General features: G+C 64.1%; 30 protein-coding genes, 1 tRNA gene and 3 pseudogenes. 14 read left to right on the top strand and 20 right to left on the bottom strand.

Annotation, left to right across the window (positions count from 1 at the left end; all coding sequences use genetic code 11):
- Positions 1 to 73 precede the first annotated feature (73 nt).
- Entirely contained in the window at positions 74 to 841 is a 768-nt protein-coding gene (locus QP512_RS15570; RefSeq protein WP_286069537.1) for a CPBP family glutamic-type intramembrane protease, read from the top strand.
- Positions 842 to 933: 92 nt separating this feature from the next.
- Positions 934 to 1356, top strand: a complete 423-nt coding sequence (locus tag QP512_RS15575; protein WP_057496965.1) for a response regulator — start codon at positions 934 to 936, stop codon at positions 1354 to 1356.
- A 37-nt stretch (positions 1357 to 1393) separates the two neighbouring features.
- Here the strand turns inward: QP512_RS15575 and QP512_RS15580 are convergent, their stop codons facing one another.
- The 3 genes from QP512_RS15580 to QP512_RS15590 all read right to left on the bottom strand — a co-directional run bounded on the left by QP512_RS15580 (position 1394) and on the right by QP512_RS15590 (position 3832).
- A complete protein-coding gene (locus QP512_RS15580; protein ID WP_286069539.1) occupies positions 1394 to 2332 on the bottom strand; it encodes an alpha/beta hydrolase-fold protein in 939 nt (312 codons plus the stop codon).
- 87 nt (positions 2333 to 2419) lie between these two features.
- Positions 2420 to 3271 carry an alpha/beta hydrolase-fold protein gene (locus QP512_RS15585; RefSeq protein ID WP_286069541.1) on the bottom strand — a complete coding sequence of 284 codons (852 nt, stop codon included), beginning with the start codon at positions 3269 to 3271 and terminating at the stop codon, positions 2420 to 2422.
- Between the two features lie 282 nt (positions 3272 to 3553).
- The gene (locus QP512_RS15590) at positions 3554 to 3832 is read right to left on the bottom strand and encodes a hypothetical protein (RefSeq protein WP_286069543.1); all 279 of its coding nucleotides are present in this window, start codon (positions 3830 to 3832) and stop codon (positions 3554 to 3556) included.
- A gap of 170 nt (positions 3833 to 4002) precedes the next feature.
- Here QP512_RS15590 and QP512_RS15595 point away from each other — a divergent pair, with 170 nt between their 5' ends.
- From QP512_RS15595 to QP512_RS15620, 6 genes and pseudogenes are all read left to right on the top strand, one after another.
- Positions 4003 to 4359, top strand: a complete 357-nt coding sequence (locus QP512_RS15595; RefSeq protein WP_286069544.1) for a hypothetical protein — start codon at positions 4003 to 4005, stop codon at positions 4357 to 4359.
- Between the two features lie 120 nt (positions 4360 to 4479).
- Positions 4480 to 4821: a type II toxin-antitoxin system RelE/ParE family toxin gene (locus QP512_RS15600; RefSeq protein ID WP_286069545.1), complete on the top strand. Its 342-nt coding sequence runs from the start codon at positions 4480 to 4482 to the stop codon at positions 4819 to 4821.
- Positions 4818 to 5168, top strand: a complete 351-nt coding sequence (locus tag QP512_RS15605; protein ID WP_286069546.1) for a helix-turn-helix transcriptional regulator — start codon at positions 4818 to 4820, stop codon at positions 5166 to 5168. The genes QP512_RS15600 and QP512_RS15605 overlap by 4 nt, the downstream gene beginning before the upstream one ends.
- Before the next feature lie 273 nt (positions 5169 to 5441).
- Complete coding sequence (locus QP512_RS15610; RefSeq protein ID WP_286069547.1) at positions 5442 to 6563, top strand: hypothetical protein; 1122 nt, start codon at positions 5442 to 5444, stop codon at positions 6561 to 6563.
- A gap of 287 nt (positions 6564 to 6850) precedes the next feature.
- A pseudogene (locus QP512_RS15615) lies at positions 6851 to 6964 on the top strand (SOS response-associated peptidase family protein); the annotation flags it as partial.
- Between the two features lie 8 nt (positions 6965 to 6972).
- Complete coding sequence (locus tag QP512_RS15620) at positions 6973 to 7308, top strand: SOS response-associated peptidase family protein (protein ID WP_286069548.1); 336 nt, start codon at positions 6973 to 6975, stop codon at positions 7306 to 7308.
- Between the two features lie 18 nt (positions 7309 to 7326).
- Here the strand turns inward: QP512_RS15620 and QP512_RS15625 are convergent, their stop codons facing one another.
- Positions 7327 to 7671: a hypothetical protein gene (locus QP512_RS15625; RefSeq protein WP_286069549.1), complete on the bottom strand. Its 345-nt coding sequence runs from the start codon at positions 7669 to 7671 to the stop codon at positions 7327 to 7329.
- Between the two features lie 745 nt (positions 7672 to 8416).
- On the opposite strand from QP512_RS15625, the gene QP512_RS15630 reads away from it, so the two are divergent.
- Complete coding sequence (locus tag QP512_RS15630) at positions 8417 to 8896, top strand: hypothetical protein (protein WP_286069550.1); 480 nt, start codon at positions 8417 to 8419, stop codon at positions 8894 to 8896.
- A 70-nt stretch (positions 8897 to 8966) separates the two neighbouring features.
- On the opposite strand, the gene QP512_RS15635 is transcribed toward QP512_RS15630, so the two are convergent.
- A complete protein-coding gene (locus QP512_RS15635) occupies positions 8967 to 9683 on the bottom strand; it encodes a DNA methyltransferase (protein WP_286069552.1) in 717 nt (238 codons plus the stop codon).
- Between the two features lie 59 nt (positions 9684 to 9742).
- On the opposite strand from QP512_RS15635, the gene QP512_RS15640 reads away from it, so the two are divergent.
- Positions 9743 to 10315, top strand: a complete 573-nt coding sequence (locus QP512_RS15640; RefSeq protein ID WP_286069553.1) for a hypothetical protein — start codon at positions 9743 to 9745, stop codon at positions 10313 to 10315.
- A gap of 182 nt (positions 10316 to 10497) precedes the next feature.
- On the opposite strand, the gene QP512_RS15645 is transcribed toward QP512_RS15640, so the two are convergent.
- Together QP512_RS15645 and QP512_RS15650 are read right to left on the bottom strand one after the other, a co-directional pair.
- Complete coding sequence (locus tag QP512_RS15645) at positions 10498 to 10839, bottom strand: ogr/Delta-like zinc finger family protein (protein ID WP_099562809.1); 342 nt, start codon at positions 10837 to 10839, stop codon at positions 10498 to 10500.
- Positions 10836 to 11153 carry a DNA-binding protein gene (locus QP512_RS15650; RefSeq protein WP_286069556.1) on the bottom strand — a complete coding sequence of 106 codons (318 nt, stop codon included), beginning with the start codon at positions 11151 to 11153 and terminating at the stop codon, positions 10836 to 10838. Before QP512_RS15650 ends, QP512_RS15645 begins: the two co-directional genes overlap by 4 nt.
- A 70-nt stretch (positions 11154 to 11223) precedes the next feature.
- Here QP512_RS15650 and QP512_RS15655 point away from each other — a divergent pair, with 70 nt between their 5' ends.
- Positions 11224 to 11655 (top strand): helix-turn-helix transcriptional regulator, encoded by a 432-nt coding sequence (locus QP512_RS15655; protein WP_286069558.1) that lies wholly within the window; start codon positions 11224 to 11226, stop codon positions 11653 to 11655.
- Between the two features lie 81 nt (positions 11656 to 11736).
- Entirely contained in the window at positions 11737 to 13293 is a 1557-nt protein-coding gene (locus tag QP512_RS15660) for a PIN domain-containing protein (protein WP_286069559.1), read from the top strand.
- Here QP512_RS15660 and QP512_RS15665 read toward each other — a convergent pair.
- Positions 13294 to 13713, bottom strand: a pseudogene (locus QP512_RS15665) (phage late control D family protein); the annotation flags it as partial. It abuts the gene before it with no gap.
- Between QP512_RS15665 and QP512_RS15670 the strand changes: the two are divergent.
- Positions 13711 to 13890, top strand: a pseudogene (locus tag QP512_RS15670) (integrase); the annotation flags it as partial. The pseudogenes QP512_RS15665 and QP512_RS15670 overlap by 3 nt on opposite strands.
- Before the next feature lie 67 nt (positions 13891 to 13957).
- On the opposite strand, the gene QP512_RS15675 reads toward QP512_RS15670, so the two are convergent.
- Positions 13958 to 14033, bottom strand: a tRNA-Lys gene (locus tag QP512_RS15675).
- A gap of 179 nt (positions 14034 to 14212) precedes the next feature.
- Between QP512_RS15675 and QP512_RS15680 the strand changes: the two genes are divergently transcribed.
- On the top strand, positions 14213 to 15166 hold the full coding sequence (locus QP512_RS15680) for a DUF2268 domain-containing putative Zn-dependent protease (RefSeq protein ID WP_286069561.1): 954 nt from the start codon (positions 14213 to 14215) through the stop codon (positions 15164 to 15166).
- Positions 15167 to 15239: 73 nt separating this feature from the next.
- Here the strand turns inward: QP512_RS15680 and queC are convergent, their stop codons facing one another.
- The 11 genes from queC to QP512_RS15735 form a co-directional block, all read right to left on the bottom strand.
- Entirely contained in the window at positions 15240 to 15905 is a 666-nt protein-coding gene (gene queC, locus QP512_RS15685) for a 7-cyano-7-deazaguanine synthase QueC (RefSeq protein ID WP_286069563.1), read from the bottom strand.
- 79 nt (positions 15906 to 15984) lie between these two features.
- Positions 15985 to 16686, bottom strand: coding sequence for a 7-carboxy-7-deazaguanine synthase QueE (gene queE, locus QP512_RS15690; RefSeq protein ID WP_286069564.1), 702 nt, complete (start codon positions 16684 to 16686; stop codon positions 15985 to 15987).
- Positions 16687 to 16892: 206 nt separating this feature from the next.
- Positions 16893 to 17711 (bottom strand): tol-pal system protein YbgF, encoded by an 819-nt coding sequence (gene ybgF / locus QP512_RS15695; protein ID WP_241873104.1) that lies wholly within the window; start codon positions 17709 to 17711, stop codon positions 16893 to 16895.
- A gap of 3 nt (positions 17712 to 17714) precedes the next feature.
- Complete coding sequence (gene pal / locus QP512_RS15700) at positions 17715 to 18233, bottom strand: peptidoglycan-associated lipoprotein Pal (protein ID WP_005418510.1); 519 nt, start codon at positions 18231 to 18233, stop codon at positions 17715 to 17717.
- Between the two features lie 64 nt (positions 18234 to 18297).
- Positions 18298 to 19617, bottom strand: a complete 1320-nt coding sequence (gene tolB / locus QP512_RS15705; protein ID WP_286069566.1) for a Tol-Pal system beta propeller repeat protein TolB — start codon at positions 19615 to 19617, stop codon at positions 18298 to 18300.
- Positions 19618 to 19900: 283 nt separating this feature from the next.
- Positions 19901 to 20956: a cell envelope integrity protein TolA gene (gene tolA / locus QP512_RS15710; RefSeq protein WP_049428717.1), complete on the bottom strand. Its 1056-nt coding sequence runs from the start codon at positions 20954 to 20956 to the stop codon at positions 19901 to 19903.
- Complete coding sequence (tolR, locus tag QP512_RS15715) at positions 20946 to 21374, bottom strand: protein TolR (protein ID WP_005410751.1); 429 nt, start codon at positions 21372 to 21374, stop codon at positions 20946 to 20948. The genes tolA and tolR overlap by 11 nt, the downstream gene beginning before the upstream one ends.
- Before the next feature lie 24 nt (positions 21375 to 21398).
- Positions 21399 to 22178: a protein TolQ gene (gene tolQ, locus QP512_RS15720; RefSeq protein WP_006438802.1), complete on the bottom strand. Its 780-nt coding sequence runs from the start codon at positions 22176 to 22178 to the stop codon at positions 21399 to 21401.
- 10 nt (positions 22179 to 22188) lie between these two features.
- Positions 22189 to 22620, bottom strand: coding sequence for a tol-pal system-associated acyl-CoA thioesterase (gene ybgC, locus QP512_RS15725; protein WP_286069570.1), 432 nt, complete (start codon positions 22618 to 22620; stop codon positions 22189 to 22191).
- On the bottom strand, positions 22610 to 23650 hold the full coding sequence (ruvB, locus tag QP512_RS15730; RefSeq protein WP_286069571.1) for a Holliday junction branch migration DNA helicase RuvB: 1041 nt from the start codon (positions 23648 to 23650) through the stop codon (positions 22610 to 22612). The genes ybgC and ruvB overlap by 11 nt, the downstream gene beginning before the upstream one ends.
- Positions 23651 to 24004: 354 nt before the next feature.
- Positions 24005 to 25855: a potassium transporter Kup gene (locus tag QP512_RS15735; protein WP_199155950.1), complete on the bottom strand. Its 1851-nt coding sequence runs from the start codon at positions 25853 to 25855 to the stop codon at positions 24005 to 24007.
- Positions 25856 to 25902 lie beyond the last annotated feature (47 nt).

Here is a 25902-nt window from a genome sequence, read left to right on the forward strand (position 1 = left end):
AGGGACTTCCGGCGCGTGCCAGCGTCCCTCGCCACCATCCACACTGCGCGCTGGTTCCGCAGGGAGTGCGCGCATGACCATTCTTTCCCGCCTGCCCAACGCCGTGCGAGGGGTGCTGGTGCTGCTCGGCGTCGGCGTTGGCCTGAATCTGCGCGATATCGCGGCGGCCGCCGGCACGCCCATTCCCGCCTTGCCCATTGCCTATGGCGGCAGCCTGCTCGACAACGCACTGGCCGCACTCGTGGCGCTGCTGCTGGCCGCGCTGATGCGTCCACGCGGGACGGGCCTGATGGCCAGCCTGGGACTGCGCGGCAACGGCTGGCGTGGCCCAATGTGGGTACTGCTGGCCAGCCTGCCGTGCTGGCTGGGCCTGGCGCTGCTGGGCACGCCCAACACCGCACTGACCCCCCTGGATGCAACGATGCTCGCCGTGCTGTTCCCGCTGGCCGAGGAAGTGCTGTTCCGCGGCCTCGGCTTCGTGCTGCTGGTGAAACTCATGCGCGGGCCATGGCCCCTGCTCGCGCTGCCGCAGGCGCTGCTGTTCGGCTGGGTGCACTGGCTGGGTTTTGGCGGCTTCGACGGTGGCGGGACCGCCCTGTTCGTCGGCGCGGTGATTGCCCTGGGCGGTTTCATCTTCGCCTGGCTGGATCACCTGGACGGCGACACCCTGTGGTGTGGCCTGGTCCTGCATGTATCGATGAACCTGGCCTGGAATGTGTTCAGCCTCGATGACGCCGTCGCGCTCGGCTGGCAAGCCACCAGCCTGCGCATCGGCACCGCGCTGCTGGCCGTGGCAGTGCTGGCCTGGCAGGTACGCCCGCGACGCCCACGCCCGCTGTAACGCCCGCTTAGCCTGGCGTGCACGCCGGGATCACCCCCGGCTTGCGCATACTTGCGCGCCTTTTCATTGCTGCTTTCCGGAGCTGTAGCGTCATGTTGCTGTCCAAGCGCCACGTTGAACCCCGCGTCCTGCTGATCGAGGATGCCGAGGAAACCCGCGAGCTGAGCCGTCTTGCGCTGGAAAGCCAGGCCTGCCACGTGGTGGGCGTGAGCTCTGCCGAAGCAGCATTGGGCCTGCTGGCCGCTGGTGAGCGTTTTGACCTGCTGTTCACCGACGTCAACCTGGGTGCGATCAGCGGTATTGAAGCGGCCAACCAAGTGCGCGGACTGTACCCGCACCTGCCGATCCTGGTGACCTCGGGCATGGACCAGCACCAGGTGTTGCCGCAGCTGCGCGACGGCATCCATTTCCTGCCCAAGCCCTACAACATGAGCGAGCTGCTCGACGCCATCCGGCTGTGCTTCCGGCATGCCGATGTCGGCGTATTGACCGGGCCGGATGCGCAGGCAGCCTGATGCACTCATCCACGCATGGCGTGGATGGAATCCTCCATCAACCGCTGCTGTACGGCCCGGTACCCGGGAACACCTTCAGCAGCGCGCGGGTGATCATGTCCGGGTAAACGGTGAAGTGGTCCTCGTCATCGATCACCATGCTCTCCACCTTCAAGGATCGCCCACTGTTGCGCAGCTGCTCGGCGAATTCGGCGTTGTGGCGCAGCATATCGTTGCGGGTGAAATAGCGCGGCTCCGGCTTGACCGTTTCAAAGCTGCCCACCGACAGCACCACCGTGGTCGGCTGCGTCGGCGCCTTGGCCTCGGCCTGCATGCGCGGCACCCGATGACCGTCAAACCACAGCGACGGACTGGACAGGATGTAGGTGCGGAACATGTCCGGGCGCGTGGTCAGCACATAGGCGCCGAACAGGCCGCCATAGGAATGCCCCGCATAGGCACGCCGCGCCGGATCAGTGCGGTAGCGCGCATCGATCACCGGCAGCACCCGCTCGGCGAGGAAATCGCGGTAGTGCGCCGCGCCGCCGTAGCTGACGTCATCGCTGTAGTCACGCGGATCGGTACGCGCCGGGTCGCTGGGCGTGTAATCACGCGAGCGGCTCTGCTTGGACGTCAGGCCCTCCTGCGGAGGCAGCCCGACCAGGATGAAATCCTCGAGGTTGACGCCCTTCTGGCCCACCATGTTGCGCACGCTGCGCACCAGCGGGAAGCTGTAAAGCGCGTCGGTCACGTACAGCACCGGATAGCGCTTTTCCGGATGTGCGGCGTAGTCGGCCGGCAACGCCACCCAGACCGGGTAATCGCGGCCGACCGGATCGTGCACGCGCAGCGCTTCGGTATCCGGCAGTACCACGCCCGGCACGGCGGCGGCCGGGCGCTCCTTCGCTTCACTGTGCGCTGCCGGCGGTGCCACCGACATCGCACAGCCACTCACGGCCAGGCAGACCGCCACACTCCATCCATGCACACGCTGCATCCGTTCGCTCTCCCGTTGCGGGCGGCGCACGCAGGTGGCGCCGCTACCGCATCCTCACACGCCGCGTTGCCGTACGCCAAGCCACTCTCAGGGCGAGGCCGGCGGCGGTGCCGGGAACAGCGTCCGCAGCGCCTGCAGCGCGGCCGGGTGATAGATCGTGGCGTGAGTTTCCTCCGGCAGCGGCAGGTACTTCACCAGCGGCGACGGCGACGCCTGTTGCAGCAGCGTGGCCAACTGCGCGGCGGACGCAGCCAGCTCCGGCTGCCCACTGCTGGCCAGGAACACGCGCGGCTGTGCGCGCGTCACCGCCGGCAGCTGCTTGGCCGCGCCCGCCAGCATGGTACCCCGGTTCCACCACAGGCTGGGGTCCAGCGCGATGTAGCTGTCGAACAGCGTCGGCTCCTGCAGCAGCGTTTCGACCACGAACAAGCCAGCCAGCGACTCGCCGATCAACGCGCGCTCGTCGGTAGTCGGGTAGCGCTGGCGCACCTGCGGCATCAGTTCATCGCGCAGGAAGGTGCGGTAGGCCGCCGAGCCACCAATGCGCGGCGCGATCTTCTGGTCCTGCGGATCGCTGCTGGGGCCGGTCATGTCGCGGCGGCGCTCGGTGTTCTCGATGCCGACCAGCAGGAACGGACGCATGCTGCCGTTGCCGCTCAGCACCTGCACCAGCCCGGCCACATGCAGGAAGTCCTCGCCGATGCCGCCGTCGGGCATGTAGAGCACCGGCAGCGGTGCTTTCGGGTCCAGGCCCCACGGCTGCGGGCGGTAGACATTGATGCGGCGGGTCTCGCCCAGCGTTTTCGATTCGATGGTGAAGGTTTCGCCGATGACCAGCGGCGTGGCCGGCGTTGTCTGCGCGGACGGCGGCGGTTCGGCAGCCATCAACGGCGTAGCGGACGCGGCGGACAACAACAGCGACAGCATGATCAAGCGCATGGGAAAACCCATCCTGGGAAAGATGCCGAGGATACCGCCCTGCCGCAGGCATTGGCGGCTTCGGCACGCCCAACACCCCTGCGAAATGCGTAGATCCACGCCAAGCGCGGATGGATCACTGTAGAGCCGAGCCCGCGCTCGGCTAGGCCTTGGTGCAAACCGCAGCCGAGCATGGCTCGGCTCTACAACACCTTGGCCGTCGCAGATGCACCGCTCTTTTAGCGCATGAACCGCTGTTCCGAGCCACCACGGCTGAAGAGAGTGGAGCTCATTTCCCACGTATCACATCACGAAGTACTCACCGTCGCCAGTAAATTCCGACATTCTCCAACGCGATTGACCAAGCGCATGAGCACATGCGTCGCGCCCTGTCGCTTGCTGCATCGGCGCAGCCTGCGCCACCATCGTCGCGCGCCTGGGTTCCGCATTGTTCTTCGGAAAATCCTCATTGAGTTCCAAGCGCAGGCGTAAACACCATGCAGCGCCGCCGACAACAGGTGGCAGCGGGCCTGCAAGCCCGTGATGACTGTAGGCATGTTGTTTGCGCTCACCCGTCGGCACTGTCACTGGACCATGCCGGCGGGTGATCCGTCGGCCTTCATGGCGGGCGCTGCGTGGGGGCCTTCTGGCCCGCCGGTTAACTGCTTACCGTCATCCCGGCTTGCAGCCACGCATCGCCCGCCACCCGCCCTGCGCGGTGGCACGCCCACTCCAGAGCCGAGGAAGCCGAGATGACCGACCGTCCGCCCTATGCTTCATACGCCGCCAGCACGAACGATGACGACGACAACCCTTCACCCGAACTGAGCACGTTTCTGGGCTGCCTCAGACGCATCCGCGCGGGCGAAGGCGCCGATGGCTTGCCCTGGCCTGAAACGAACGTTTCCTCAGGGCGCGGGGTTGCCCTGTCGCGGGTGGAACGGGCCGCCATCGGCATGCTGACCGTGGCGGAAATGCTGCACGCCGCCGACCGCTGCCGGGCAATGGCCACGCCGGACCGGCATCTGGATGCCGGCGTTGTTGAAGGGCTGTTCTTCGCCTGCCGCGGGCTGGCGGAACTGGTGTGCCGGGATGTCCGGCCGGAGTAAGTGCACCGGCAGTAGCGCCAGCCCCAGTGGATTGCCCGGGATATGTACAAATTTATGTACACATTGGTACACTGATGCCGTTGCTGCCAAGCCAGCAACGCGAGGTCAACAGGTATGCGCATGGAAGCGATCCTGAATGTGAAGTTCTACCGCTCATCCGCGGCCGATGAGCCGGTCCGGGTCTGGCTGAAGGAGGAGGTTTCCGCCGACGCCCGCAAAGCTATCGGCGGAGACATCAAGACCGTTCAGCTGGGTTGGCCCTTGGGTATGCCACTGGTGCGAAAGATGGATGACCGGTTGTGGGAGATTCGAAGTTCAATCCCTGAGGGCATCGCACGCGTCATGTTCACGACCGTACAGCGGGACATGGTGCTGTTGCACGGGTTCGTGAAGAAGTCACAGAAGACGCCCACGTCAGACCTGGAACTGGCCAGGAAGCGCCGGGATGAGGTAATCAGATGAGCAAGAACAAACACGTTGGATCAAGCTTTGATGACTTCCTTGAGTCTGAAGGCCTGCTGCAGGAGTCGGCATCATTGGCGGTCAAGCGCGTGATTGCCTGGCAGGTGGCCGAGGCGATGAAGGCCGTCAACATCAGCAAGGCAACATTGGCCAAGCGCATGCATACCAGTCGCTCACAGCTGGATCGAGTATTGGATGAAGCCGATACCGGTCTCACGCTCGATACGCTCAGCCGGACGGCTACGGCGTTGGGTTATCGAATCAAAGTGGATCTGGTGGCGCCCAAGGCCGCAGGGCCCTCGACGCGAAAGAAGAAGAGCGCCGGGCCAAAGAACCACGTGGCGTGAATGCTGAGCCCCTGCGGTTCATCCGGTTGCGTTGCATTGCGCAGCAACCGGTGTTCTGCGGAGCAAAAAAAAAGCGCCCAATGGGCGCTGGTGTCCTTGAGTGCAATGGTGGGCCGTGAAGGATTCGAACCTTCGACCAAAAGATTAAAAGAACACTGCCGATACCTTTATATACAGAGACTTAAGCCAGGGAATTTTTCCGGCCACGAAGCGTGAAACCCTTGGTTGCCTTATGCTCAACCAACAATTTTTCCGGCATCTCAGGCGACAGGCATGGAATCTGCGACCCAAGCTCCACCGTTTGACTACATCACCGCTCCCCACTATCGCGCCATTCTTGAGGCGGACTTCGCAGAAATGCAGATCTGTCTGCAGGCAGGCGCATGGAAAGCTGCAATGGTGATGGCCGGCAGCCTGATTGAGGCCATTCTCGTCGAGCATCTGGAATGGCTTTCGTCACCGGGCGATGAAGAACGGCTGCGTAAGATCATGCTGACCGAAGCCATCGCTCGCTGCGAGGCGGCTGAGGAAATCAGCGAAACAGCAGCGAAGCTCTGCAGTGCCGTGAAGGACTATCGAAACCTAATCCACCCTGGAAAGGTCGTGCGAGATAGCGTAGCAGCCCCAGATCAGAACAACGCCGTGATCGTGACGGCACTTGTTGGAAAGATCACGCAAGAAGTCGCGGCAAAACGCAGTGCCCGAAGTGGCTTCACGGCGGAGCAGCTACTCCGCAAGGTCGAGCGCGACACCGGTGCCATCGCAATTCTTCCGCACATGCTGCGCGGAGTTCGGACGCAAGAGAAGGCGCGACTGCTCCTTGATGTTCTGCCCGCCGCCTATGCCAGACACAGCGCGTATGACGACATCTATTTTGATGAATCCCTTCTTTCTCGCATTTCAGCGGCTTACCGCCTTGTGTTCAGCGAAGCCCCTGAGCATGCGGCAAGCGCTGCAAGAATGTTCTACACGCTGCTGCTAAGCGGCGACTCAGCGGAGATTTATCGGCACAGCAAGGCATTCTTCCGCGCTCCAGACGCCAAGCACCTGGAAGCCCACGAAAGGGCTGCGGTCGTCGACTACCTCATCTGCAGCGTACTACCCGTCCAAGATGAAGATGATGATTTCGCTCAAACACTGGGAATTGGGCCGTTCCTAACAGTGCAAAACTTCGGTCAGTTCTTGGCACCGCTTTTGCGCCATGTGCTTTCGAGTCGACCGTCCAAACTGGCTAGAAATCACCTTAGTGTCGACCTGATCTCTCTTCCTGAGGATGTCCAGCCCGAGGCGAAGAAGCACCTCTTGCGTCTCGCCGATCTGCAAGAGAAGCGAGGAAATGCCAAATACGCGACCGAGCTACGTGAGTACGCCGAATGGGTAGACTTCCCGTTCTAGCAATGTTCAATAATCCCTCTTGGGCAGGGCTGCATGATGAACGCGGGCGCGTCTCTACACACTTCTGCGACGCGCGCCGCCCCTAGCCTGAGTGTATGTGTGGTCGTTTCGTCCAACGTCCCGTCCTCGACTCCGGAACGCCGTCGTTGATTGACCTTGCGCCGGCGTTGGCCGAGATCCCGCCCAGCTACAACCTGGCGCCCACGCAATAAGCGTCGGCAATCCTCGATCGGCGAACAGGCCGCCGGGTATCCTGGCTCGGGCGGGGCCTTTTGCCATTCTGGGCCATGGCCAAGAATCTGCAGGGCTGCGCCATCAATGTCCGCATTGAGACGGTTGCCACTAAGAACAGCTTCAGCGCCGCGTTCAAGAAGCGAAGGTGCCTGGTGCCGATTGCAGGCTTCTACGAGTGGCCGATCAGCGACGTGGACTGCAAGAAGGGCCCCTGGTTCATCCACGCCGATGGCCCCTATGGTCTGCACGACTGCGGGAGGACGCCACCCCGCTGCTGCCGGACGGCAACCTGGGCACGTTCACCATCATCAACGGCGACAGCAGCGTCGTGTCGGCCGAGATCCACGACGGGATGCCTGTCTGGATCGACCTTAGCCAGCTCGATGCGTGGCTCGCCGCCGAGCCGGAGGACGCGATGGCCATGCTCCTGGCGTCCAAGACTTCTGCCATGGAAGCGTATCTCGTCAGCCGAGCCGTAAACACCGAACAGCTGCTGCGGCCTGCCAGCTGAACGAGTGCCGGCAGGCGGTTACTCCTCCCAGCCGAACGGTGGCTTGAGGTGCAGCCTAGCCAACCTGTTCGCCCGCACCGCCTCTCGATAGGCCTCGATCTTGGCCACATCCTCGCGCAGGCGGGTCTCCTGCCTGGTCACCCACATCTCGGCGCCGACGCGACCCTGCTCGTAGCTGGTACACCAGCGGAACGGCCCGCCAGGGCCATGCCGGTGCCGGTCGAGACTGGCGATCCAGATCCCGTCGTTCACCCGTTGCATCAGGACGACCACCCACACGCCGCCGCAGGCGATGACCGTGGGAGCATCGTCGGGGAGGCTCGCAGAGCGCGTCGTCCAGCAGAAGTCGGGGGGCAGCGGCATGGCCGGCAGGATACGGCTGGGCGTCGCAAACGCTGCGACAAGGGAGCGGGCCGCAGGCGTGAGCGTGTGCGGCGGCGGGCATGCTGATGGCCCTCTTACACGCGATTAGATGCAAATTTTGAGGTGACCACGGGGAAGAGGTAATAAAGGCAACCCCCCGACAAATCAACCGAATAAATACATAGAATCAATGGGTTACATGAGATATTTAAAGGTAACAATAGGGTAATCTGCGAGTAATCCCATTACCTTTTCCAGAGGTAACATCAGCAATGCAAAATTTCCTGATAAATCAATGCCATTACTCTGCCGGGGTCAGGAAATTACCTCAGATCACCCCAAAAGGTAACCTTCACTTTTCCTTTTCTGGCAATCACTTACCGATAGTTTGGGGATGCGTGTTACCTGGTTACCCTCTTCCCGTGGTCACCTGAAAAATCAGCGCCGGCCGATGGTTCCCAGATGACGCACCTGACGCCTCGCAGCACCCCCTTACCGCGCAGGAAACCGCAGGGCCAGCCGGTGCCAGCGACGCCCGGAGAACGCCATACAGGGCCGAGCTTGGGCCTCTCCGCAGGGGGTGCAGAAAAAGCACCCGATGAAGTGCGCAGGCGTGGCGGGGAGACGTGTGCGCGCGCAGGGTGATGGTCATCATAGACATACGCTGGCGCTGACCATCGTATTGTCTGTACCAGAAACGCGCCCGTCGTCGTACGATGGACTCACACCCCCGGCAAGGAGCCGCATGAAGACCTCACCTTTGGCCAACCGACTCACCGTAAAGATCAGCGCTGCCTCACTCCTGATGCCTCTGGAACCTGGCAATCAACCCCAATTGGAACTCCAGGGGGAGCTCGATAACGGCCGTACACTGCATGGTGAACATGGCGAGGATCTGACCAAGCTGCCATGGAAGATCACCATCGACCGTCAGGACGAGGATGAAAGTCTCGAGAAGATCGATACCCATCCGGAGGACCGAGGCTCCGCTTGCGCCCTTCCGGATGCTGGTAAACCGGAGTACGTCGGGGTGACGTACGCTGCTTCGGCACAGACCTTTGATCGCCTCGAATCAATACTTGCAGGTGGCGCAGCGGAAGTTCGACTAGTCCTTCAGGTGACCGGCGTGAACCATGACCCAAAAAGGATCGCGCTGGAGTGGCCCGACGCTAGAGCCTGCACGGCGGTGACATCCGTGAAGGCTGAAGTCAAGTACGACGTCTGATCACTCACCCGCTATGTAACGAAAAAAGGCCGCCTCGTGGGCGGCCTTGTGGGACACGGAACAGCATCAGTCACTCGGTGTGACGCACCAAACGCGAGCGGGCAACGTCATGGTAGTGCCCGGTCATCTCGATCCCCGTCCAGCTGTAGCCCTCAGCGTCCGCGGCTACCAACGTGGTGCCGGAGCCGACGAACGGATCGAGGATGCGCCCGCCCTGCTCGCAGATCCGCACCAGCTGGCGCATGAGGTCGGTCGGCTTACCGGTAAGGTGGTGCTTGTCAGACTTGCGCACGGCCTCGCGGAAGACGCCCGGCAGCGTTGGTGCCGCGCGGTTTAGCGGCATCCCGCCCTTGCTACCCCATACGACGTACTCGGCCTGGTTGGCGAAACGGCCGCGCTGAGGACGCACGCCGCCCGTCTTGTCCCACACCGCCACACCGCGCCAGGTGAAGCCGGCGCACTGCAGCGCGTCGGTGGTCAGCGGCAGCTGCCGCCAGTCGCTGAACAGCAACACCGGCGCACCATCCCGCAGCACGCGGTTGCATTGCGCCAACCACAGCTGCATCCACGCGAGGTGCGAGCGCTGGTCGCGTTCATCGCTGGGGAAGTCAGCATGCAGATATGGCGCACTGCTCTGCATGTACTTCTCGTTGGGGCTGCGCTGGCGAGCAGACGCATGGACGCCGCCGCTTGCATACGGCGGGTCAGTGATGAGGGCGTCGAAGCTGTTGGCCGGCAAGGTCGGCAGCGCGACGCTGCAGAGCTTGGCGCACTGGTCAAGGCCCACATTGCACGTGGCGGCGCCTATGAGGTGCTGACTTCGCACACCGCTGCACAGGTGTCCGCATGAACCTGTCCGCAGCTGCAACCAATCTGCACACTTCTACACAGTTTTACTTGACTTCCCCAAGGACGGGGAGCAGGATTTGCCGCAAGGAGCGTAGAAACTCCGAGTCAACAGCGGTATCCGCGCCCGTCAGCATCGCGGTTTTTTTGCGCCTGCTTTTCGAGCGCACCGACGCTTTCCTGCGTCGGGAGGGCGGCAGCCATACAACACCCGCAAGGGGAAAACTGCCCGCCGGACTGTTGACCGGTTTCTACCCTCCCGACACCCTCGGTGCGTCGCGTAGAAACGTCTCGCCGAGGTTTCCAATCTCGTCAACAGGAGACGTCTCCGTGCCTCACGGTGCCCCTTCCACGCCCGGTAACTCTGCCGCGCGTCAGCTTTCGCTCTCCTTCGGCCTGGTCGCCGACACCCTCGAATGGCCCCACGATGCGTATCAGGCATTCATCGCCCGCCTGCTCGCCGTCGGCGTGTGCCCGCTCGCAATCACCCTGGGTGACGTGCTTGCCGCCTACTACGCCACGTGTGATGCCAACGGCAGCGCACCCAGCACCGACGACAAGGCGGTGCACTGATGGCGCCCCCTGCTTCTGCGCATAGGGCACGTACTCGATACGCACCGGAGCAGTGACGAAACTCGGCTCCATTGCCGAGGACCAGCCGTCAAATTGTGTCTTGTGGCGCATCACAGGCGCAGCACTCCCTAGCTGGCGCCAGATGGCGCCAGGTCAGTTGGTGGTGGAAGGGGAAAGGTGGATCAGACCGAGGGCTGTTCGCCGTCAGGGGGACAGGACTCGATTGCGTCGATCCAGTCGGTTTGCAGTTCGCCCTGGTCTTGCTTCCAACGCGTCTGCAGCATCGTCCGCTGATATCCGGGTGTAGGCGGCAGTTCGCAGGCCGGAGCGCTGGGGAGGCCGCTGGGGCTGGCCACGTTGGTCAGTTCGGAACTGCCGGTGTACGTAGCACCACACATGGGGTTCGGGCAGACATAGGCGTCAGTGCGCAGGAAGGGGTGTTGCAACGCACTGGTGCGCTTTACCAGCCGGGCCTTGCAGGCAGGGCAGCAGAACACAGCGCGTTGTCCGACTGTGGCACTCATGCCTTACCCTGCGCCTTCTTCGTAGCCTTCGACTTAACCGGGGCTTTGCCGGCAGTCTTCTTGACCGTGCGAATACGGGTGGAAACGGGTGAATCTGTGTGAGAATCACTGGCGGCCTTCATGCCGAGCGCGACGGCAGCATCGTGGGTCTTTCCGATCCGGCACTTGCTGGTGCTGCGCAGAGCGTTGTTGACGGCGTGCCGGTCCAGTCCATGCAACTCCGCAAACGCGGGAACGGACAGGCCGTTGTCGATGAGCCACTGCCGGGCTTGTTCGGCAGTGCGCAGCGCAGTGGTACGTCGTTGGGCTTTCATTCCGTTTCCCCTGTGTATTTCTAGGTGGAATGGTGGTGAAGTTAACTGCACCTGTCAAGGGGGAAATTGCGTGTCTGTAGGTATTCGCCTGAAAGAAGAACGGAAGCGGCTGGGTCTGACCCAGGAGGCCATGGGACTGGCCTGCGGTGTTGCCAAGCGCACGCAGATCCTGTTCGAGCAAGACGCACACCTGCCCGGTGGCGCCTACTTCGTTGCGGCCGATGAACTCGGCGTTGATGTGACCTATGTGCTAGTCGGCCGGCGTGATCGCTTGGCCGAGGCGGACGCGGATCTACTTGATGCTTGGCGCTCGGCGTCGGCTTCGGCACGCGCGGCTGTCATGGCGGCATTGCGCGGCGTTGCACCTGCGACGACAGCAGCAGCGCCCCGCACCTCGTTCGAGAACACCAGCATCGGCCAGCAGATCAGCGGCGATGTGGATCTGCGTGGGCAAAAGATCTTTGTCAAGCCGCCTAAAGCATCAAAGAAACCCAGCCGATAACGCTTACGCCGCGCTGTATTCAGGCCGCTAAGTCACATCGCAAGAGGCGCCGGTGTGGCGCGTTATACGGTGTGATGGCTTATGAGCTACGGTGATGGTGTGAAGCGTGGAGCGGCGATGTGCGTGTGCAAGGGTCAGACCGTGTTTGAAGGGGCCGTAATTGGCCAGGTGTTTACGGGTGACGTGCAGATATTTCTCGATGGTCCTCCAAGACACTTCCAGTACCGTAGAAATGCAATGGTTGCTAGTCGCCAAGTTGAGCGCAAAGGAGTGACAGATATGCGGGCACAGTTCTCTGGCTATTTCGATCCGACCCCCGATCAGCTGGAGGCGCTGTGGGGGGGGCATGACAGTATGATCGCACTCGATACCAACGTTCTGTTGGGTCTGTACCGCATGCCTGCGGCCACAAGAGAAGAGGTCGTCGAGCTTCTTACTCGATTGAAAGACCGGCTATGGGTTCCATATCACGTCCTGTTGGAGTTCCATCGGAATAGGCAGCAGGCCATGAAAGCGGAGTTCGCGGCCGCCAAGCAATTGGGCAAGGATGCGAGAAACGCTTATGACGTCTTCAAGGCGACAATCTCGAATGATCGTGTTCGTGACCGAGCATGTTGGCCACAAATTGCGGAAAAGCTTGCGGAAATTGAAAAGAAGGCAGAGGAACTCTTCAAGGTAACTAATTCCGAAAGCGGTCATTACATCTCCCCAAATGCGCCCGACTCGGTACTCAGTTTTGTGGAGAATTTACTTGAAGGCCGGATAGGTTCACGGCCAGGAAGCCAGGCCATCGTTGACAGTGCCGAAGAGCTTGCGGCTGAGAGATTCAAGGCGAAGATTGGGCCGGGTTACTACGATCAGGAAAAGGCTGGTGATAAGTACGTTTTTGATGGGCTGATCTACGACCGTCAGTACGGAGACTACATGGTGTGGCGTGAACTTATTGCCCACAGCAGAGAGACCAAGACGAAACGGGTAATGTTCGTTACATCGGATGTCAAGCCTGATTGGTGGCTTGACTCGAGAACATTTTCTGGGAAGCGCCCTCAGCCTGAGTTGGTAATGGAGATGTTGCGTGAGGCGGCTGTGGAATGCTTCTGGATGTACACGCTGTCGGACTTCATCAAGAACGCGGGAACATTCCTTCGCACGAAGGTAACTCAGCGTGCAATTTCCGATGCGCGCCAAGCGGAGTCCGGCCCGCGCCGTGAGGCTCCAGCCGCAACCCCAGCTGATGCGAGGCTGCGTCGGGTTGGAAACGATGATCTCCGCACAGTTGTTGCGGGGCAGGCGGATGATCTAATAAGTGTTGGTCGACACATTGGAATTGGATTGGCGCGCGCACAAGGCAAGGGCGTTACTGGTATTGTCGCGATCGATCCTCAAGCCATTCTGACTAGGGGGATGGCCTTGCTGGATGATCTCAAGAGTTCGGTTGACCTCTTGAGTCTCTTCGACGAGATCGGTGGTCTTGAGTTGTACGTGATACTTCCAAAGAACCAGCCCGAGCTCATGGCTCATGCATTGAAAACCGCCCGCTCGTTGGCTGAGGGATTGGATCTTCAGACCGTGGCGCCCCAGGTATTCGTCGGCCACTTCTTGAACGCCGGACGCACTGAGTACACGTTCAGTGGTTGATCATGTGTCCCACTCAAGTTCCAAGGCGGTAACGAAACCGCTGCTCCCGTCGATGGTGTGGGTCGCCTTGGTTACTAACCAGTCGGTGCCATCAATCTCTGGCTTGAAGCCACTGACGTTAACCGTCTGCTCCGGGTAGATATCGGCGCGTCCAACGGCGAGCCGGTAGCTCAGCTGCGCGGTGCCACGGTCCAGCCGCTTGAACTCGGCTTCGGCGTGCTGCCGTGCCTCGTCTGCGCTGGCATACGTCGCCTGCAGCTTCTTCTCGTTGTCGGATGTGCCAACCAGCACGCCCGTGCGGCGCGCTGCCTTGCGATCACCCCAGTAGGCACGAACGCCGGTGAACTTCTCGCGGTCGGCGACGCTGTAGCGGTGCTGATCACCTGTTGCCCGTGTGATCCGCACGCCGGGAAGCGGCTGATCTCCAAGAGCGAGCGCTTCGCACTGCACGGTCTCAAACACCGGGGCATCACGGACGGAGACAACAAGGCTGCAGGCGGCCACGTTACCGAAACGATGCGGCAGCGCTACGACCATGAACTGCCGGTCGTTCAACCGCCCGGAAGGAGGAACGCACTTGAGCGTGGAACCACTTAATTTTTCCGGCAATTTTTCCGGAGACACGAAAAAGGCGCCACAGGGGCGCCTAAGTCGTTGATGCAATTGGTGGGCCGTGAAGGATTCGAACCTTCGACCAAAAGATTAAAAGTCTTCTGCTCTACCGACTGAGCTAACGGCCCATTGCACTGCCCCAGCCTTTCGGCGGGGTGGGCATTCTACCCTACTTTGGCCGGCCGCGTGAAACCCCGGTGTGTCGAGATTGCCGGCCAGCGACCGGCCCGCCCCCGATCCCGGCAATGCGCTTAAACCTTTCGGGCCACTGGCGCATCCCATCTGCGATCCTTTCCTGGAGCCATGGATGCGTCTGATCGTCAGCCTGCTTGCCGCCCTGCTGCCCTGTGCGGCCCTGGCCGCCCCGTCCCAGGTCGTCACCGACGACATTGCCCGCTTCTGGGCCACCTACGATGCGGTGCGCGCCGAGCCCGATGCCGAGCGCCGCGTGACGCTGGTGCAGCAGCGCTACATCGATCCGGGCAGCCCCGGACTGCATGCTCTGATGCAGGTGCGCCACTACACCGCCCGCGAGTACGCAGAGGCCATGCAGGCGTGGCCGCGCTTCTGGACCTCGGTGCGGCCGCTCACCGCCAACGCACAGCAGGCCAGTGCCACGCTGGAGCGCGATCTGGCCGCTTTCCGTGCGCTTTACCCGGCGCTGCGACCGGCCACCATCACCTACGCAGTGGGCGTGCTGCGCACCGGCGGCACCACGCTGGGCGACAAGGTACTGATCGGGGCGGAGATGGCGCTGGGCGACGCGCGCGTGGACGTGAGCGAGCTGCCGGAGAGAATGCGCGGGCGCCTGCGGATCTTCTACGACAGCCGGCCAGGTGCGAACAACGCGCAGAACAACCTGCACGAATACGTGCACACGCAGCAGCGCGAGACCACCGGCAGCCTGGCCCAGTATGCGGTGCGCGAGGGTGTGGCCGAGTATGTGGCCGAGCGGCTGAGCGGGCGTCGGCCGGCATTGCCGCTATACACCTACGGGCCCGCGCACGAGGCGGATATCCGCGCACGCTTCATTGCCGAGATGGACGGGGCCGACCTCGACAACTGGCTGTACAACAACGCCGGCAATGCGTTCGGGGTGAGTGATGTGGGGTACTACGCCGGGTATCGCATCGCGCAGGAGTACATGCGGCAGCAGCCGGATGAGAAGGCGGGGATCGCGCGGATGATCGAGCTGGACTATGACGATGCCGAGGCGGTGCGGGTGTTTATTGAAGCGTCGGGGTGGTTGCGGCAACGGTAGCGCCGGGCCGTGCCCGGCGCTCAGTGCCAACCACGGTTGGCACCTACCATGGGGACATCGCCCCCCCATCACCTCAGGCGTACAGCGTCGGATCCGGCACGCCGGCTTCGGCGAAGCCCTGCGCGCGCAGGCGGCAGGCGTCGCAGTGGCCGCAGGCGGCACCGTTGGCGTCGGCGTTGTAGCAGGACACGGTCAGGCCGAAGTCCACGCCCAGGCGCACGCCTTCGCTGACGATCCGGCCCTTGCTGAGGAACTGCAGCGGGGCATGCACCTTGATGCCCGCCCCTTCCACGCCCGACTTGGTGGCCAGGTTGGCCAGCGCCTGGAACGCGGCTACGAACTCGGGACGGCAGTCCGGGTAGCCGGAGTAGTCCACGGCGTTGACGCCGCAGAAGATGTCGTTGGCGCCGAGCACTTCGGCCCAGCCCAAGGCCAGCGACAGCATGATGGTGTTGCGCGCCGGCACGTAGGTGACCGGGATGCCGGCACCGCCGGCCTCGGGCACGTCGATGTCGTCAGTCAGTGCCGAGCCGCCGATGCTGCGCAGGTCCACGTCCACGGTCTTGTGCGCGACCACGCCCTGGGCCTTGGCCACGCGGGCGGCGGCGTCCAGTTCGGAGGTGTGGCGCTGGCCGTAGCGCACGCTCAGGGCATGCACGGCGAAGCCCTGTTCCTGGGCCATGGCGATGACGGCGGCTGAATCCATGCCGCCGGAGAGAAGCACGACTGCCTTCTTCATGGGTAAAACATCCGGTTGGGAGGGGGAAAGCCAGCACGCTGTCCCGCGCCGGAGTTACATCAGGGAACGTTGCCTGGGCTCATCGGCCCGGCTCGTCGTTCCACAGGATTTTATGCAACTGCATCTGGAAGCGCACCGGCAGCCGGTCTTCGACGATCCAGTCGGCCAGCTGGCGTGCGGTGATCTCGCCCTTGCTGGGTGAGAAGAACACCGTGCAGCGCTTGACCAGATCGTGCTCGGCCAGCAGGGCCTTGGCCCAGTCGTAGTCTTCGCGGCTGCAGATGACGAACTTGATCTGGTCACGGGCGCTCAGCAGCGGCAGGTTGTCCCATCGGTTGCGCGCCACTTCGGCCGAACCCGGGGTCTTGATGTCGACCACGCGCGACACCCGCGGGTCCACCGCACTGACGTCCAGCGCGCCGGAGGTCTCCAGCGAGACGTCCATGCCGGCGTCGCACAGCTTCTGCAGCAGCACCAGGCAGCGCTTCTGCGCCAGCGGCTCGCCGCCGGTCACGCAGACGTGGCGCACGCCCTGGGCCAGCACTTCGGCCACGATGTCGTCGATGTCCCACCAAGTACCGCCATGGAACGCATAGGCAGTGTCGCAGTACTGGCAGCGCAGCGGGCAGCCGGTCAGGCGCACGAACACGGTCGGCCAGCCGGCGGTATCGGCTTCGCCCTGCAGCGAGGTGAAGATCTCGGTGATCTTCAGGCGCGGCAGCGGCGACTGCACGATGTCGCTGGGGGTGGCGACGGCGTTGGACGGGGTAACGGCGGTCATGGCGGGCACTTCTTGGTGGGACACGTGGCAGGTGGGCTACCGTGGCCGGTAACGAAAGCAGCCGAGCCTGGCTCGGCTCTACAACAGCAACCGGACGGGCATGGCCCGGCTCTACCGGATCCGGGCGGGTTTGCCGATCCGGAAACGAAAGCAGCCGAGCATGGGCTCGGCTCTACAGGGCATCTATTGTACGCCGGGTCAGCGGATCAGCGGATCTGCTTGCCGAGGCGGATGGATTGCAGGCGGTCCTGGGCGGTGCGGGCGGCGTCCGAGCCCGGGTACTGCGCCACGACGGTCTCCAGCGTCTGCTGGGCCTGGTCGACCTTGCCCTCGCCATACTGCGAGAGGCCGACCTTGAGCAGGCCGCCAGCGGCCTTGTCGTGGGTCGGATAGCGCGCGAGCAGTTCACGGAACTGGGTCTCGGCCATCGGGAAATTGCGGGTGGCGTAGTAGCTCTCGCCCAGCCAGTACAGCGCGTTCGGCGCGTAGACGCCGTTCGGGTACAGCTGCAGGAAGCTCAGGAACAGCTGCGCCGAATCATCGTACTTGCCAGCCTTCAGCGAATCGAAGGCGACGTTGTAGGAGGTGCGCTCGTCGCCGGTGGCGGCCAGGCTGCCGGCGTCACCATGGACGGAAGGCGGCCGCTCGGAAGTGGCCGCCGTTGCAGGTTTTGCCGGGGCCGGGGCGGCCTTCGGCGCGCTCGCCGGAACGGGCGGCAGGGCCGGGGCGGCGTTGCCCCCTTCCAACCGGTTCAGGCGGCTGTCCAGATCCAGGTACTGGTCCTGGGCGGACTGCTTCAGCTGGGCGTTGTCGTGCTGCAACTGCTCGATCGAGGCCTGCAGGCTGGTGACCTGCTGCCGCAGCTGGTTGATCTGGTTCAACAGGTCCTGGTTGGCACTGTTGTTGTACATCTGCTGCTCGAGCGCGCCGACACGGTCGGCCAGGCTCTGTCGCTGTGCATGCGCCGGTGCGGCAGCCACGAGGGCTGCCGCAACGACCAGCATCAGTTTGATGCCAATGCGCATGGATTACTGCGCGGTGTAGACGATTTCGACGCGACGGTTCTGCGACCAGCAGGACTCGTTCGACTCGGTGCAGACCGGACGCTCTTCACCGTAGGACACGACGGTCAGCTGCGAAGCCGAGCCACCGTTGGCCTGCAGGGCCGAGCTGACGCCGTTGCCACGACGCTCGCCCAGGGCCTGGTTGTACGCGCGCGAACCGCGCTCGTCGGTGTGGCCCTGCAGGGTGATGCGCGAGGACGGACGGTCACGCAGGTACTTGGCGTGGCACGCCATGATGGCCTGGAATTCCGGCTTCACGTCTTCCTTGTCCAGGTCGAAGTAGACAACGCGCTGGCGCAGGCAAGCGTCGGTGTCCAGGTCGCCCGGGCCGTACAGGCCGGAGGTCGACGGGCCGGTCGGGGTGGTGGTCGAGGTGCCGGTGTCAACCGGCGCTGCCGGCTCTTCCTTCACCTTCTTCGAGCAACCGGCCAGGACGGCCACAGACAGCAGGGAAACAAGCAGAACGCGGGTGGACTTGTTCATGGCGATACCTTTGTGGCTCCTAGGCCGATGAGGGGTTCAAGACAACGAAAATATTAACACTCTTTTAGCGCTGGGTACGGTATGGGGACCATGCCGGTTCGCGCACATCACCATCGGCCAGGACCAGGCGCTGACGGACCCGCGCATCGGCCGAGACGGCATACAACACACCACGGCCACCTTCGCGGGCGGCATACAGCACCATGCTTGCGTTGGGCGCAAAGCTCGGCGATTCATCCAGCGAACCCGGGGACAGCGTGCTCCAGCGCGGCGAACCCAGCGAGCTGTCCATCATCGCGATCTTGTAGCTGTTGCCCGAGCCCTGGGCCACGGCGATCTTCTTGCCGTCGAAGGACACCGAGGGCTTGGCGTTGTAATTGCCCTGGAAGGTGACACGCTCGGCGCTGCCGCCGCCCGCGCCGACCTTGTAGACCTGCGGACGACCGCCGCGGTCGGAGGTGAAGTACACCGCGCTGCCGTCCGGCGCCCAGGTCGGCTCGGTATCGATGGCGAAGTGGTTGGTCAGCTGTGTGAGCTGCTTGCTGCCCAGGTCCATCACGTAGATTTCCGGATTGCCCGAACGCGACAGGGTCAGGGCCAGCTTGCGACCATCCGGGGAGAATGCCGGGGCGCTGTTGATGCCACGGAAGCTGGTGACCAGCTCACGCGCGCCGGTGCCGATGTTCTGGATGTAGATGGCCGAATTGCCACGCTCGAAGCTGACGTAGGCCAGCTTGCTGCCATCCGGGCTCCACGACGGCGACAGCAGCGGCTCGGCCGAGCGCACGATCGTCTGCGGGTTGAAGCCGTCGGAATCGGCCACCATCAGCGCGTAGCGCATGGCATCACCCTTGCCGCTGGCGGTCACGTAGGCGATGCGGGTCCAGAAGGCGCCGCGCACACCGGTGATCTTCTCGTAGATGGCGTCGGCCATCTGGTGGGCGACGTCGCGCATGGCATTGCCACGGGCGGTCATCGCCAGGCCGAGCAGGCGCTCGCCCTTCGGCACGTCGAACAGTTCGTACTCGACGCGATAGGCGCCAGCACCTGCATCGAGCACGCGGCCGACCACGATGTAGTTCTGCTTCAGCGCGCGCCAGGTGGCGAACTGGATGTCGCCGCCGCGCACCGGCTTCTCGACGATCTGCGCTTCGGGCAGCGTACGGAACTGGCCGGAGCGCTCGAGGTCGGCGCGGACCACGCCGGCCACGTCGGTCTGCGGTGCAGCCGCCGAGCCCTGGTAAGGCATCGGCACGATGGTGATCGGCAGCGCGGAGGCATTGCCGCCGATGATGTCGATATCCAGCCCCTTCTGCTGCGCGACGGCAGCAAAGGGCAGCAACAGGGCCGCAAACACGGCAAGCCAGCGAGGCATCTTTTTCATGGAGCGCTCAATAGGGGGAAACCGGAACGAGGGATAGCAAAGCGGAAGTGAACCGCTTCGCAATCATGAACCAAGGGTACGTGAATTCCGGGTCAGTTCCAGCCCGTCCTCTCACGCACCGTTAACGTCGTGGCTAACATCGCGCCCGCCGGCCCCGTCACGCCTCCAGCTGGGTAGCGTTCGACAGCAGCCCACAGACTGCCTCGCCATATCCAGGCCTGCCAGAGGCAAGCCCGGCATCCACGGGAGCAGGCGGCCATGCTGGCCGCCCTGCCCGGCCGCCTCAGCGATCCTGGGCGGTGAAAGTGAAGTTGAGCGTGCGCGCGAACACCGATTCAAAGCCGCGATACGGCAGCGGCTGCGCGTTGAGCACGGCGGCCTCGATCGAACGCTTGCCGGCCTCGTCGTACGGACAATTCGGGCTGACCTTCGCCTGCATCACCGTGCCACCTGGAATCTGGGTGATGGTGATCTGGCAGCGCTGGCCCAGCGGCACCGTATCCGGGCGCACCCACTGCGACAGCACCTTGGCCTGGATCGCGGCGGCGTACTTGGCCGAAAGATCGTCGCTGTTGCCACCCCCGCCGGCGGCCGGCTGGGACGCACCGCTGGCACCGGCTGCGGCACTGCCGGCCGCGTTGCGCGCGGCGGCCACCTGGCGCAGCTTCTGCTCGGCCAGCTTGGCTTCCTTCTCGGCCTGCTCGCGGCGGGCACGGATCTCGGCGATCTTCTTCTGCTTCTCGGCCTCGGCCTTGTCAGCGGCCACGCGCTCCTGCTCGGCCTGTTTCTTCTTCTCGTCCGCTTCCTGCTGCTTGGCCAGGCGCAGCTTCTGCTCCGCTTCTTCCTGGCGCTTGCGTTCGGTCAGGTCGATCTGCTCCTGGCGACGCTTGGCTTCCTGCTCCTGCTTGGCCTTCTCCTGCGAGATGGCCAGCGCGCTGACCGCTTCCTGGTCCTTGGTGTCCGGTTGCGCGACGCGCTCCTGCGCCTGTTGCTGCTGCGGCGTGGGAGCGTCCTGCGGGCGCGGCTCGGGGATCGGCTGCGGCGGCGGAATGGTGTCTTCCGGCACCGGGACCGGCTCGGCCACCGGCGGCGGCAGGTCCTCCAGCTTTTCCGACTGGCGCAGGGCCTGGCGCGCGGCGGAGGCCTCGGACGCGGACAGCGCCAGGCTGGCCTCGACCGACGGATCACCGGCGGCGGCATCGGTGTTGCGCTCGGGCGACCAGAACCAGGCCACGATGAAGACCAGCGCAACCAGCAGGTGCACCAGCAACGCCAGCGCCAGGGGCAGGCCCCAGCCGGGTTCGCGCTGCTGTGGAGGTGGCAGGGCGTCAGCGTGCATCGGTGGCCAGGCCTACCTTGTCTACCTTGGCGCGCTTGATCACATCCATCGCGGCGATGACCTTTTCATAGGCCACGGCACGGTCGGCGGCGACGATCACGCGCACGCCCTTGTCCTGGGCGGCGATCCCGGCCAAGCGGCCTTCCAGTTCCTCGGCCGACACGGCGGTCGGTTCCTTGGCATCGGGCAGCTTCAGGCTGAGCTGGCCGTCCTGGCGCACCGAGACGATCACCGGGTCCTGCTTGCTCTCCAGCGCCTTGGCGTTGGATTGCGGCAGGTCGACGTCGAAGCTCAGCGTGAGCAGCGGCGCGGTGACCATGAAGATGATCAGCAGCACCAGCATGACGTCGATGTAGGGAACGACGTTGATTTCCGATTTCAGCTTGCGGCGCTTGCGGCGACCGATGGCAGCGGACATGGCTTGGACTCCCGGGTCAGGCGCTTACTCGTCGCCAGCGCTCTGGCGCTGCAGGATGGAGCTGAACTCTTCGGCGAAGGTCTCGAACCGCACCGACATGCGTTCCACGCGGGTGGTGAAGCGGTTGTAGGCCCACACTGCCGGAATCGCCACGAACAGGCCGATGGCGGTGGCGAACAGCGCTTCGGAGATGCCTGGCGCGACGGCGGCGATGCCGGCCTGCGCACCGCTGCTGATCATGTCGTGCATGGTCACCATGATGCCGAACACGGTACCGACCAGGCCCACGTACGGGGCGGTCGAGCCGATGTTGGCCAGCAGTTCCAGGTTGCGCTCGAGCTGGTCGACTTCGCGGGTGTAGGTGGTGCGCATGGCACGCTGCGCGCCCTCCAGCTGCGCACGACCGTCCAGCCGGCGCTTGTCGCGCAGGCGGGTGTACTCGCGGAAACCGGCTTCGAAGATGGCTTCCAGGCCGCCGACGTTGCGGCTGCGGTCGGTGGCCGAGCTGTACAGCTTGCCCAGGTCGGCACCGGACCAGAAGCGGTTCTCGAACTCGTCGGCTTCACGGGTGGCCTGCTTGAACACGCGGGCCTTGCGGAAAATGATCACCCAGCTGACGAACGAGCCGACCAGCAGCAGCAGCACGATGATCTTCACCGGCAGGCTGGCCTTGGCCATCAGTTCGAGGTAGTTGATGCCGCCGCCGGTGGTGGCCTGGGCAAGGGTCTGGGTCGCGGCGTTGCTGACATCGGCCGGCAGTGCCTCGGTGACCGTGGCCTGCAGGGCCAGGAGCGTTGCGATCATCCGTTGTTCCTCAAAGTTCGGATTCGGGGTGGAGGTGGGGTTGCAGCATGGCAAGGACGGCGTCGTCCATGCCACTCGGTCGGAAACTGGCCGCTTCCAGTGCGGCGATGCGGACCTGGGCCGACAGCAGCAGTTCGCCGTCGCGCAGGATCTGCTGGTCGAAGACCATGCTGGCCTTCTTCAGCTGGACCAGGCGGGCGCTCACCTGCAGGGTGTCATCCAGCCGTGCCGGCCTGATGAAATCCATCTGCATCGAGCGCACCGCGAAGACCATCCCGTGCTCGGCGCGCATGCGCTCCTGGCCGTAGCCCAGCGCACGCATCCATTCGGTCCGGGCCCGTTCCATGAAGGCCACGTAGCGGGCGTGGTAGACCACGCCACCTGCGTCGGTATCTTCCCAGTAAATGCGTGTCGGCCAACTGAATCGCGGCTCAACCGACATCGGGAACCTCCGCGAACAGGTCCTGCGGCGGGTTCTTCGGCTTCAGGCCCATGTGCCGGTAGGCCTTGTGGGTGGCCATGCGGCCGCGCGCGGTGCGCACCAGGAAACCCTGCTGGATCAGGTACGGCTCGACCACGTCTTCCAGCGTGCCGCGCTCTTCGGACAGCGCCGCAGCCAGCGATTCGATACCGACCGGGCCACCGTCGAAGTAGTCCACCATCGTTTTCAGCAGACGCCGGTCGAGCTCGTCGAAGCCTTCCGGGTCGACCTTGAGCATCTTCATGGCTGCCTGGGCCACGGGCTCGTCGATGTGGCCACCGGCCTTGACCTGGGCGTAGTCGCGCACGCGGCGCAGCAGGCGGTTGGCGATACGCGGGGTACCCCGCGCGCGGCGCGCGATCTCGCCGGCGCCATCGGCAGTGCAGTCGATGCCCAGGATGGCGGCAGAGCGGCGCACGATCCGGGTCAGCTCTTCGACGCTGTAGAACTCCAGGCGCTGGACGATGCCGAAGCGGTCGCGCAGCGGCGCGGTCAGCAGGCCTGCGCGGGTGGTGGCGCCGATCAGGGTGAACGGCGGCAGGTCGATCTTGATCGAGCGCGCCGCGGGGCCCTCGCCGATCATGATGTCGATCTGGAAGTCTTCCATCGCCGGGTACAGCACTTCTTCCACCACCGGCGACAGGCGATGGATCTCGTCGATGAAGAGCACATCGTGCGGCTGCAGGTTGGTCAGCAGCGCGGCCAGGTCGCCGGCCTTCTCGATCACCGGGCCGGAGGTAACCCGCAGCGCCACGCCCAGCTCGTTGGCGATGACGTGGCTGAGGGTGGTCTTGCCCAGGCCCGGCGGCCCGAAGATCAGTACGTGGTCGAGCGCGTCGCCACGCCCTTTGGCCGCCTGGATGTAGATCTCCATCTGCTCGCGCACCGGCACCTGGCCGAGGTAATCGGCAAGGCGCTTGGGGCGGATGCTGGCGTCGGCGGCGTCATCCTCGCGGGTGGCGCCGGCGCCGATGATGCGGTCGTCGGTCATGCGCTGATTATGCGGCAAAAGTACGGGTTTCGGCCGGGCTGCGCCCGGCACCCGCAGAGGCAACGGCAACGTCAAAGGCCGAAGCAAAGGCAGGCATTACGTGAAATGGCGGGGTGGGTCCGGTTGAGGGGGACGCCGTGAACCCATCCCTGGGGGCTTGGTCGCGGCATCCATGCCGCTCACACCCCCTCGACCGGACCCATCCCGCCTTCGACAGATCGCCGCGATCTGTTGGTGGGTGTCGACCTTGGTCGACACGGTAGATCCACGCCATGCGTGGATGGATGTGTGGATGGCTCAAGACATGGGGTCAGAGCCCTTTTCCTGTGGAAAAGGGATCCGACCCCGCGCACGTCAGATCTCCACCTGCGCGCCCAGCTCGACCAAACGGTTGCCTGGAATCCGGAAGAAGCCCGTGGCCGGCGCGGCATTCCGATGCATCAGCGCGAACAGTTTGTCGCGCCAGATCGGCATGCCGCGGTTGGCGGTGGCCACAATGGTTTCGCGGCTGGCGAAGAAGGTGGTGTCCATCGGGTCGAAGTAGATGCCGCCGTGGTCGCACGAGCGCATCAGCGCCAGCGGTACGTCCGGCGTTTCCATGAAGCCGAAACGCACGTAGACGCGATAGAACTCGTCGCCCACCGATTCGATCTTCAACCGCTGCCCTTCCATCGCATACGGGATCGGCAGGGTTTCCACGTGCAGGAACACGTTGCGCTCGTGCAGCACCTTGTTGTGCTTGAGGTTGTGCATCAGCGCATGCGGGGCCACGGTCGGGTCGGCAGTGAGGAACACGGCGGTGCCCGGCACGCGCACCGGCGGCGCCAGCATCAGGCCCGGCAGGAAGGTATCCAGGCGGATGCCGTCCTTTCGGATCTCGTCGCGCAGCAGCTCGCGGCCACGGCGCCAGGTGCGCATCATGGTGAACAGGAAGATGCCCAGCACCACCGGGAACCAGGCACCCTGCAGCAGCTTGGCACCGTTGGCGATGACGAAGCCCAGATCGATGATGAAGAACACCACGCACAGCGGCAGGATCCAGGCGCGCGCCTTCGGCCACAGCGAGCGGGCGACCAGGGCCAGCAGCAGGGTGTCGATCAGCATGGTGGCCGACACCGAGATGCCGTAGGCCACGGCCAGGTTGGACGAGCTGCGGAAGGCCAGCACCAGGCCGATCACCATCACCGCGATGCCCCAGTTGATGCCCGGGATGTAGATCTGGCCGATGGTGTCGTGCGAGGTGTGCTTGATGCGCATGCGCGGGATGTAGCCCAGCTGCATGGCCTGGCGCGAGACCGAGAACGCACCGGTGATGACCGACTGCGAGGCGATCACCGCTGCCATCGTGGCCAGGATGATCATCGGGTACAGCGCCCACGACGGCACGGCTTCGAAGAACGGATTCTTCAGCGCCTCGGGGTGGTTGAGCACCAGCGCGCCCTGCCCCAGGTAGTTCAGCACCAGGCACGGCAGCACGAAGAAGTACCAGGCATGGCGGATCGGCTTGGCGCCGAAATGGCCCATGTCGGCGTACAGCGCTTCGCCGCCGGTCACTGCCAGCACCACCGCGCCGAGGATGAAGATGCCGTGCCAGCTGTGCTCCATGAAGAAGCGGATCGCCCACCACGGGTTGAAGGCTTTCAGCACTTCCGGGGCGTCGACGATGTTGTAGATGCCGATCGCCGCCAGCGAAATGAACCAGACCGAGGTGATCGGGCCGAACGCCTTGCCGATCTTCTCGGTTCCGAAGCGCTGCGCGGCGAACACCATCAGCAGCACCACCACGGTGATCGGCACGATGAACGCATGCAGCCCGGGGGCGGCCACCTCCAGGCCTTCAACCGCGCCCAGCACCGAAATGGCCGGGGTGATCACGCCGTCGCCGAAGAACAGCGAGGCGCCGAAGATGCCGAGGATGCCCACCACATAGGCCGAGCGCGAGCCGTTACGCAGCGTGCGCTGGGTCAGCGCCATCAGCGCCATGATGCCGCCCTCGCCGTCATTGTCGGCGCGCATGATGATGGTCACGTACTTCAGGGTGACCACGATGTTCAGCGCCCAGAACGCCAGCGACAGCACGCCCAGCACGGTGTCGTGGTCGCTGTTGAGCCCGTAGTGCGGCGAGAACGCCTCCTTCAGGGTGTACAGCGGGCTGGTACCGATATCGCCGAAGACCACGCCGATCGCACCGATGATCAGCGCCATGCCTCCGGCTGGAGGAGCGTGACCGTGGCCGCCGGGGGCAGCTGCGT

The sequence above is a fragment of the Stenotrophomonas sp. 57 genome (assembly GCF_030291075.1).
Taxonomy (GTDB): Bacteria; Pseudomonadota; Gammaproteobacteria; order Xanthomonadales; family Xanthomonadaceae; genus Stenotrophomonas.

Coding starts and splice junctions, on each gene's coding strand:
- QP512_RS15570 (WP_286069537.1), top strand. CDS start 74: ATGACCATTCTTTCCCGCCTGCCCAACGCCGTGCGAGGGGTGCTGGTG.
- QP512_RS15575 (WP_057496965.1), top strand. CDS start 934: ATGTTGCTGTCCAAGCGCCACGTTGAACCCCGCGTCCTGCTGATCGAG.
- QP512_RS15580 (WP_286069539.1), bottom strand. CDS start 2,332: ATGCAGCGTGTGCATGGATGGAGTGTGGCGGTCTGCCTGGCCGTGAGT.
- QP512_RS15585 (WP_286069541.1), bottom strand. CDS start 3,271: ATGCGCTTGATCATGCTGTCGCTGTTGTTGTCCGCCGCGTCCGCTACG.
- QP512_RS15595 (WP_286069544.1), top strand. CDS start 4,003: ATGACCGACCGTCCGCCCTATGCTTCATACGCCGCCAGCACGAACGAT.
- QP512_RS15600 (WP_286069545.1), top strand. CDS start 4,480: ATGGAAGCGATCCTGAATGTGAAGTTCTACCGCTCATCCGCGGCCGAT.
- QP512_RS15605 (WP_286069546.1), top strand. CDS start 4,818: ATGAGCAAGAACAAACACGTTGGATCAAGCTTTGATGACTTCCTTGAG.
- QP512_RS15610 (WP_286069547.1), top strand. CDS start 5,442: ATGGAATCTGCGACCCAAGCTCCACCGTTTGACTACATCACCGCTCCC.
- QP512_RS15625 (WP_286069549.1), bottom strand. CDS start 7,671: ATGCCGCTGCCCCCCGACTTCTGCTGGACGACGCGCTCTGCGAGCCTC.
- QP512_RS15630 (WP_286069550.1), top strand. CDS start 8,417: ATGAAGACCTCACCTTTGGCCAACCGACTCACCGTAAAGATCAGCGCT.
- QP512_RS15640 (WP_286069553.1), top strand. CDS start 9,743: ATGAACCTGTCCGCAGCTGCAACCAATCTGCACACTTCTACACAGTTT.
- QP512_RS15645 (WP_099562809.1), bottom strand. CDS start 10,839: ATGAGTGCCACAGTCGGACAACGCGCTGTGTTCTGCTGCCCTGCCTGC.
- QP512_RS15650 (WP_286069556.1), bottom strand. CDS start 11,153: ATGAAAGCCCAACGACGTACCACTGCGCTGCGCACTGCCGAACAAGCC.
- QP512_RS15660 (WP_286069559.1), top strand. CDS start 11,737: ATGAGCTACGGTGATGGTGTGAAGCGTGGAGCGGCGATGTGCGTGTGC.
- QP512_RS15680 (WP_286069561.1), top strand. CDS start 14,213: ATGCGTCTGATCGTCAGCCTGCTTGCCGCCCTGCTGCCCTGTGCGGCC.
- queC (WP_286069563.1), bottom strand. CDS start 15,905: ATGAAGAAGGCAGTCGTGCTTCTCTCCGGCGGCATGGATTCAGCCGCC.
- queE (WP_286069564.1), bottom strand. CDS start 16,686: ATGACCGCCGTTACCCCGTCCAACGCCGTCGCCACCCCCAGCGACATC.
- ybgF (WP_241873104.1), bottom strand. CDS start 17,711: ATGCGCATTGGCATCAAACTGATGCTGGTCGTTGCGGCAGCCCTCGTG.
- pal (WP_005418510.1), bottom strand. CDS start 18,233: ATGAACAAGTCCACCCGCGTTCTGCTTGTTTCCCTGCTGTCTGTGGCC.
- tolB (WP_286069566.1), bottom strand. CDS start 19,617: ATGAAAAAGATGCCTCGCTGGCTTGCCGTGTTTGCGGCCCTGTTGCTG.
- tolA (WP_049428717.1), bottom strand. CDS start 20,956: ATGCACGCTGACGCCCTGCCACCTCCACAGCAGCGCGAACCCGGCTGG.
- tolR (WP_005410751.1), bottom strand. CDS start 21,374: ATGTCCGCTGCCATCGGTCGCCGCAAGCGCCGCAAGCTGAAATCGGAA.
- tolQ (WP_006438802.1), bottom strand. CDS start 22,178: ATGATCGCAACGCTCCTGGCCCTGCAGGCCACGGTCACCGAGGCACTG.
- ybgC (WP_286069570.1), bottom strand. CDS start 22,620: ATGTCGGTTGAGCCGCGATTCAGTTGGCCGACACGCATTTACTGGGAA.
- ruvB (WP_286069571.1), bottom strand. CDS start 23,650: ATGACCGACGACCGCATCATCGGCGCCGGCGCCACCCGCGAGGATGAC.
- QP512_RS15735 (WP_199155950.1), bottom strand. CDS start 25,855: ATGGCGCTGATCATCGGTGCGATCGGCGTGGTCTTCGGCGATATCGGT.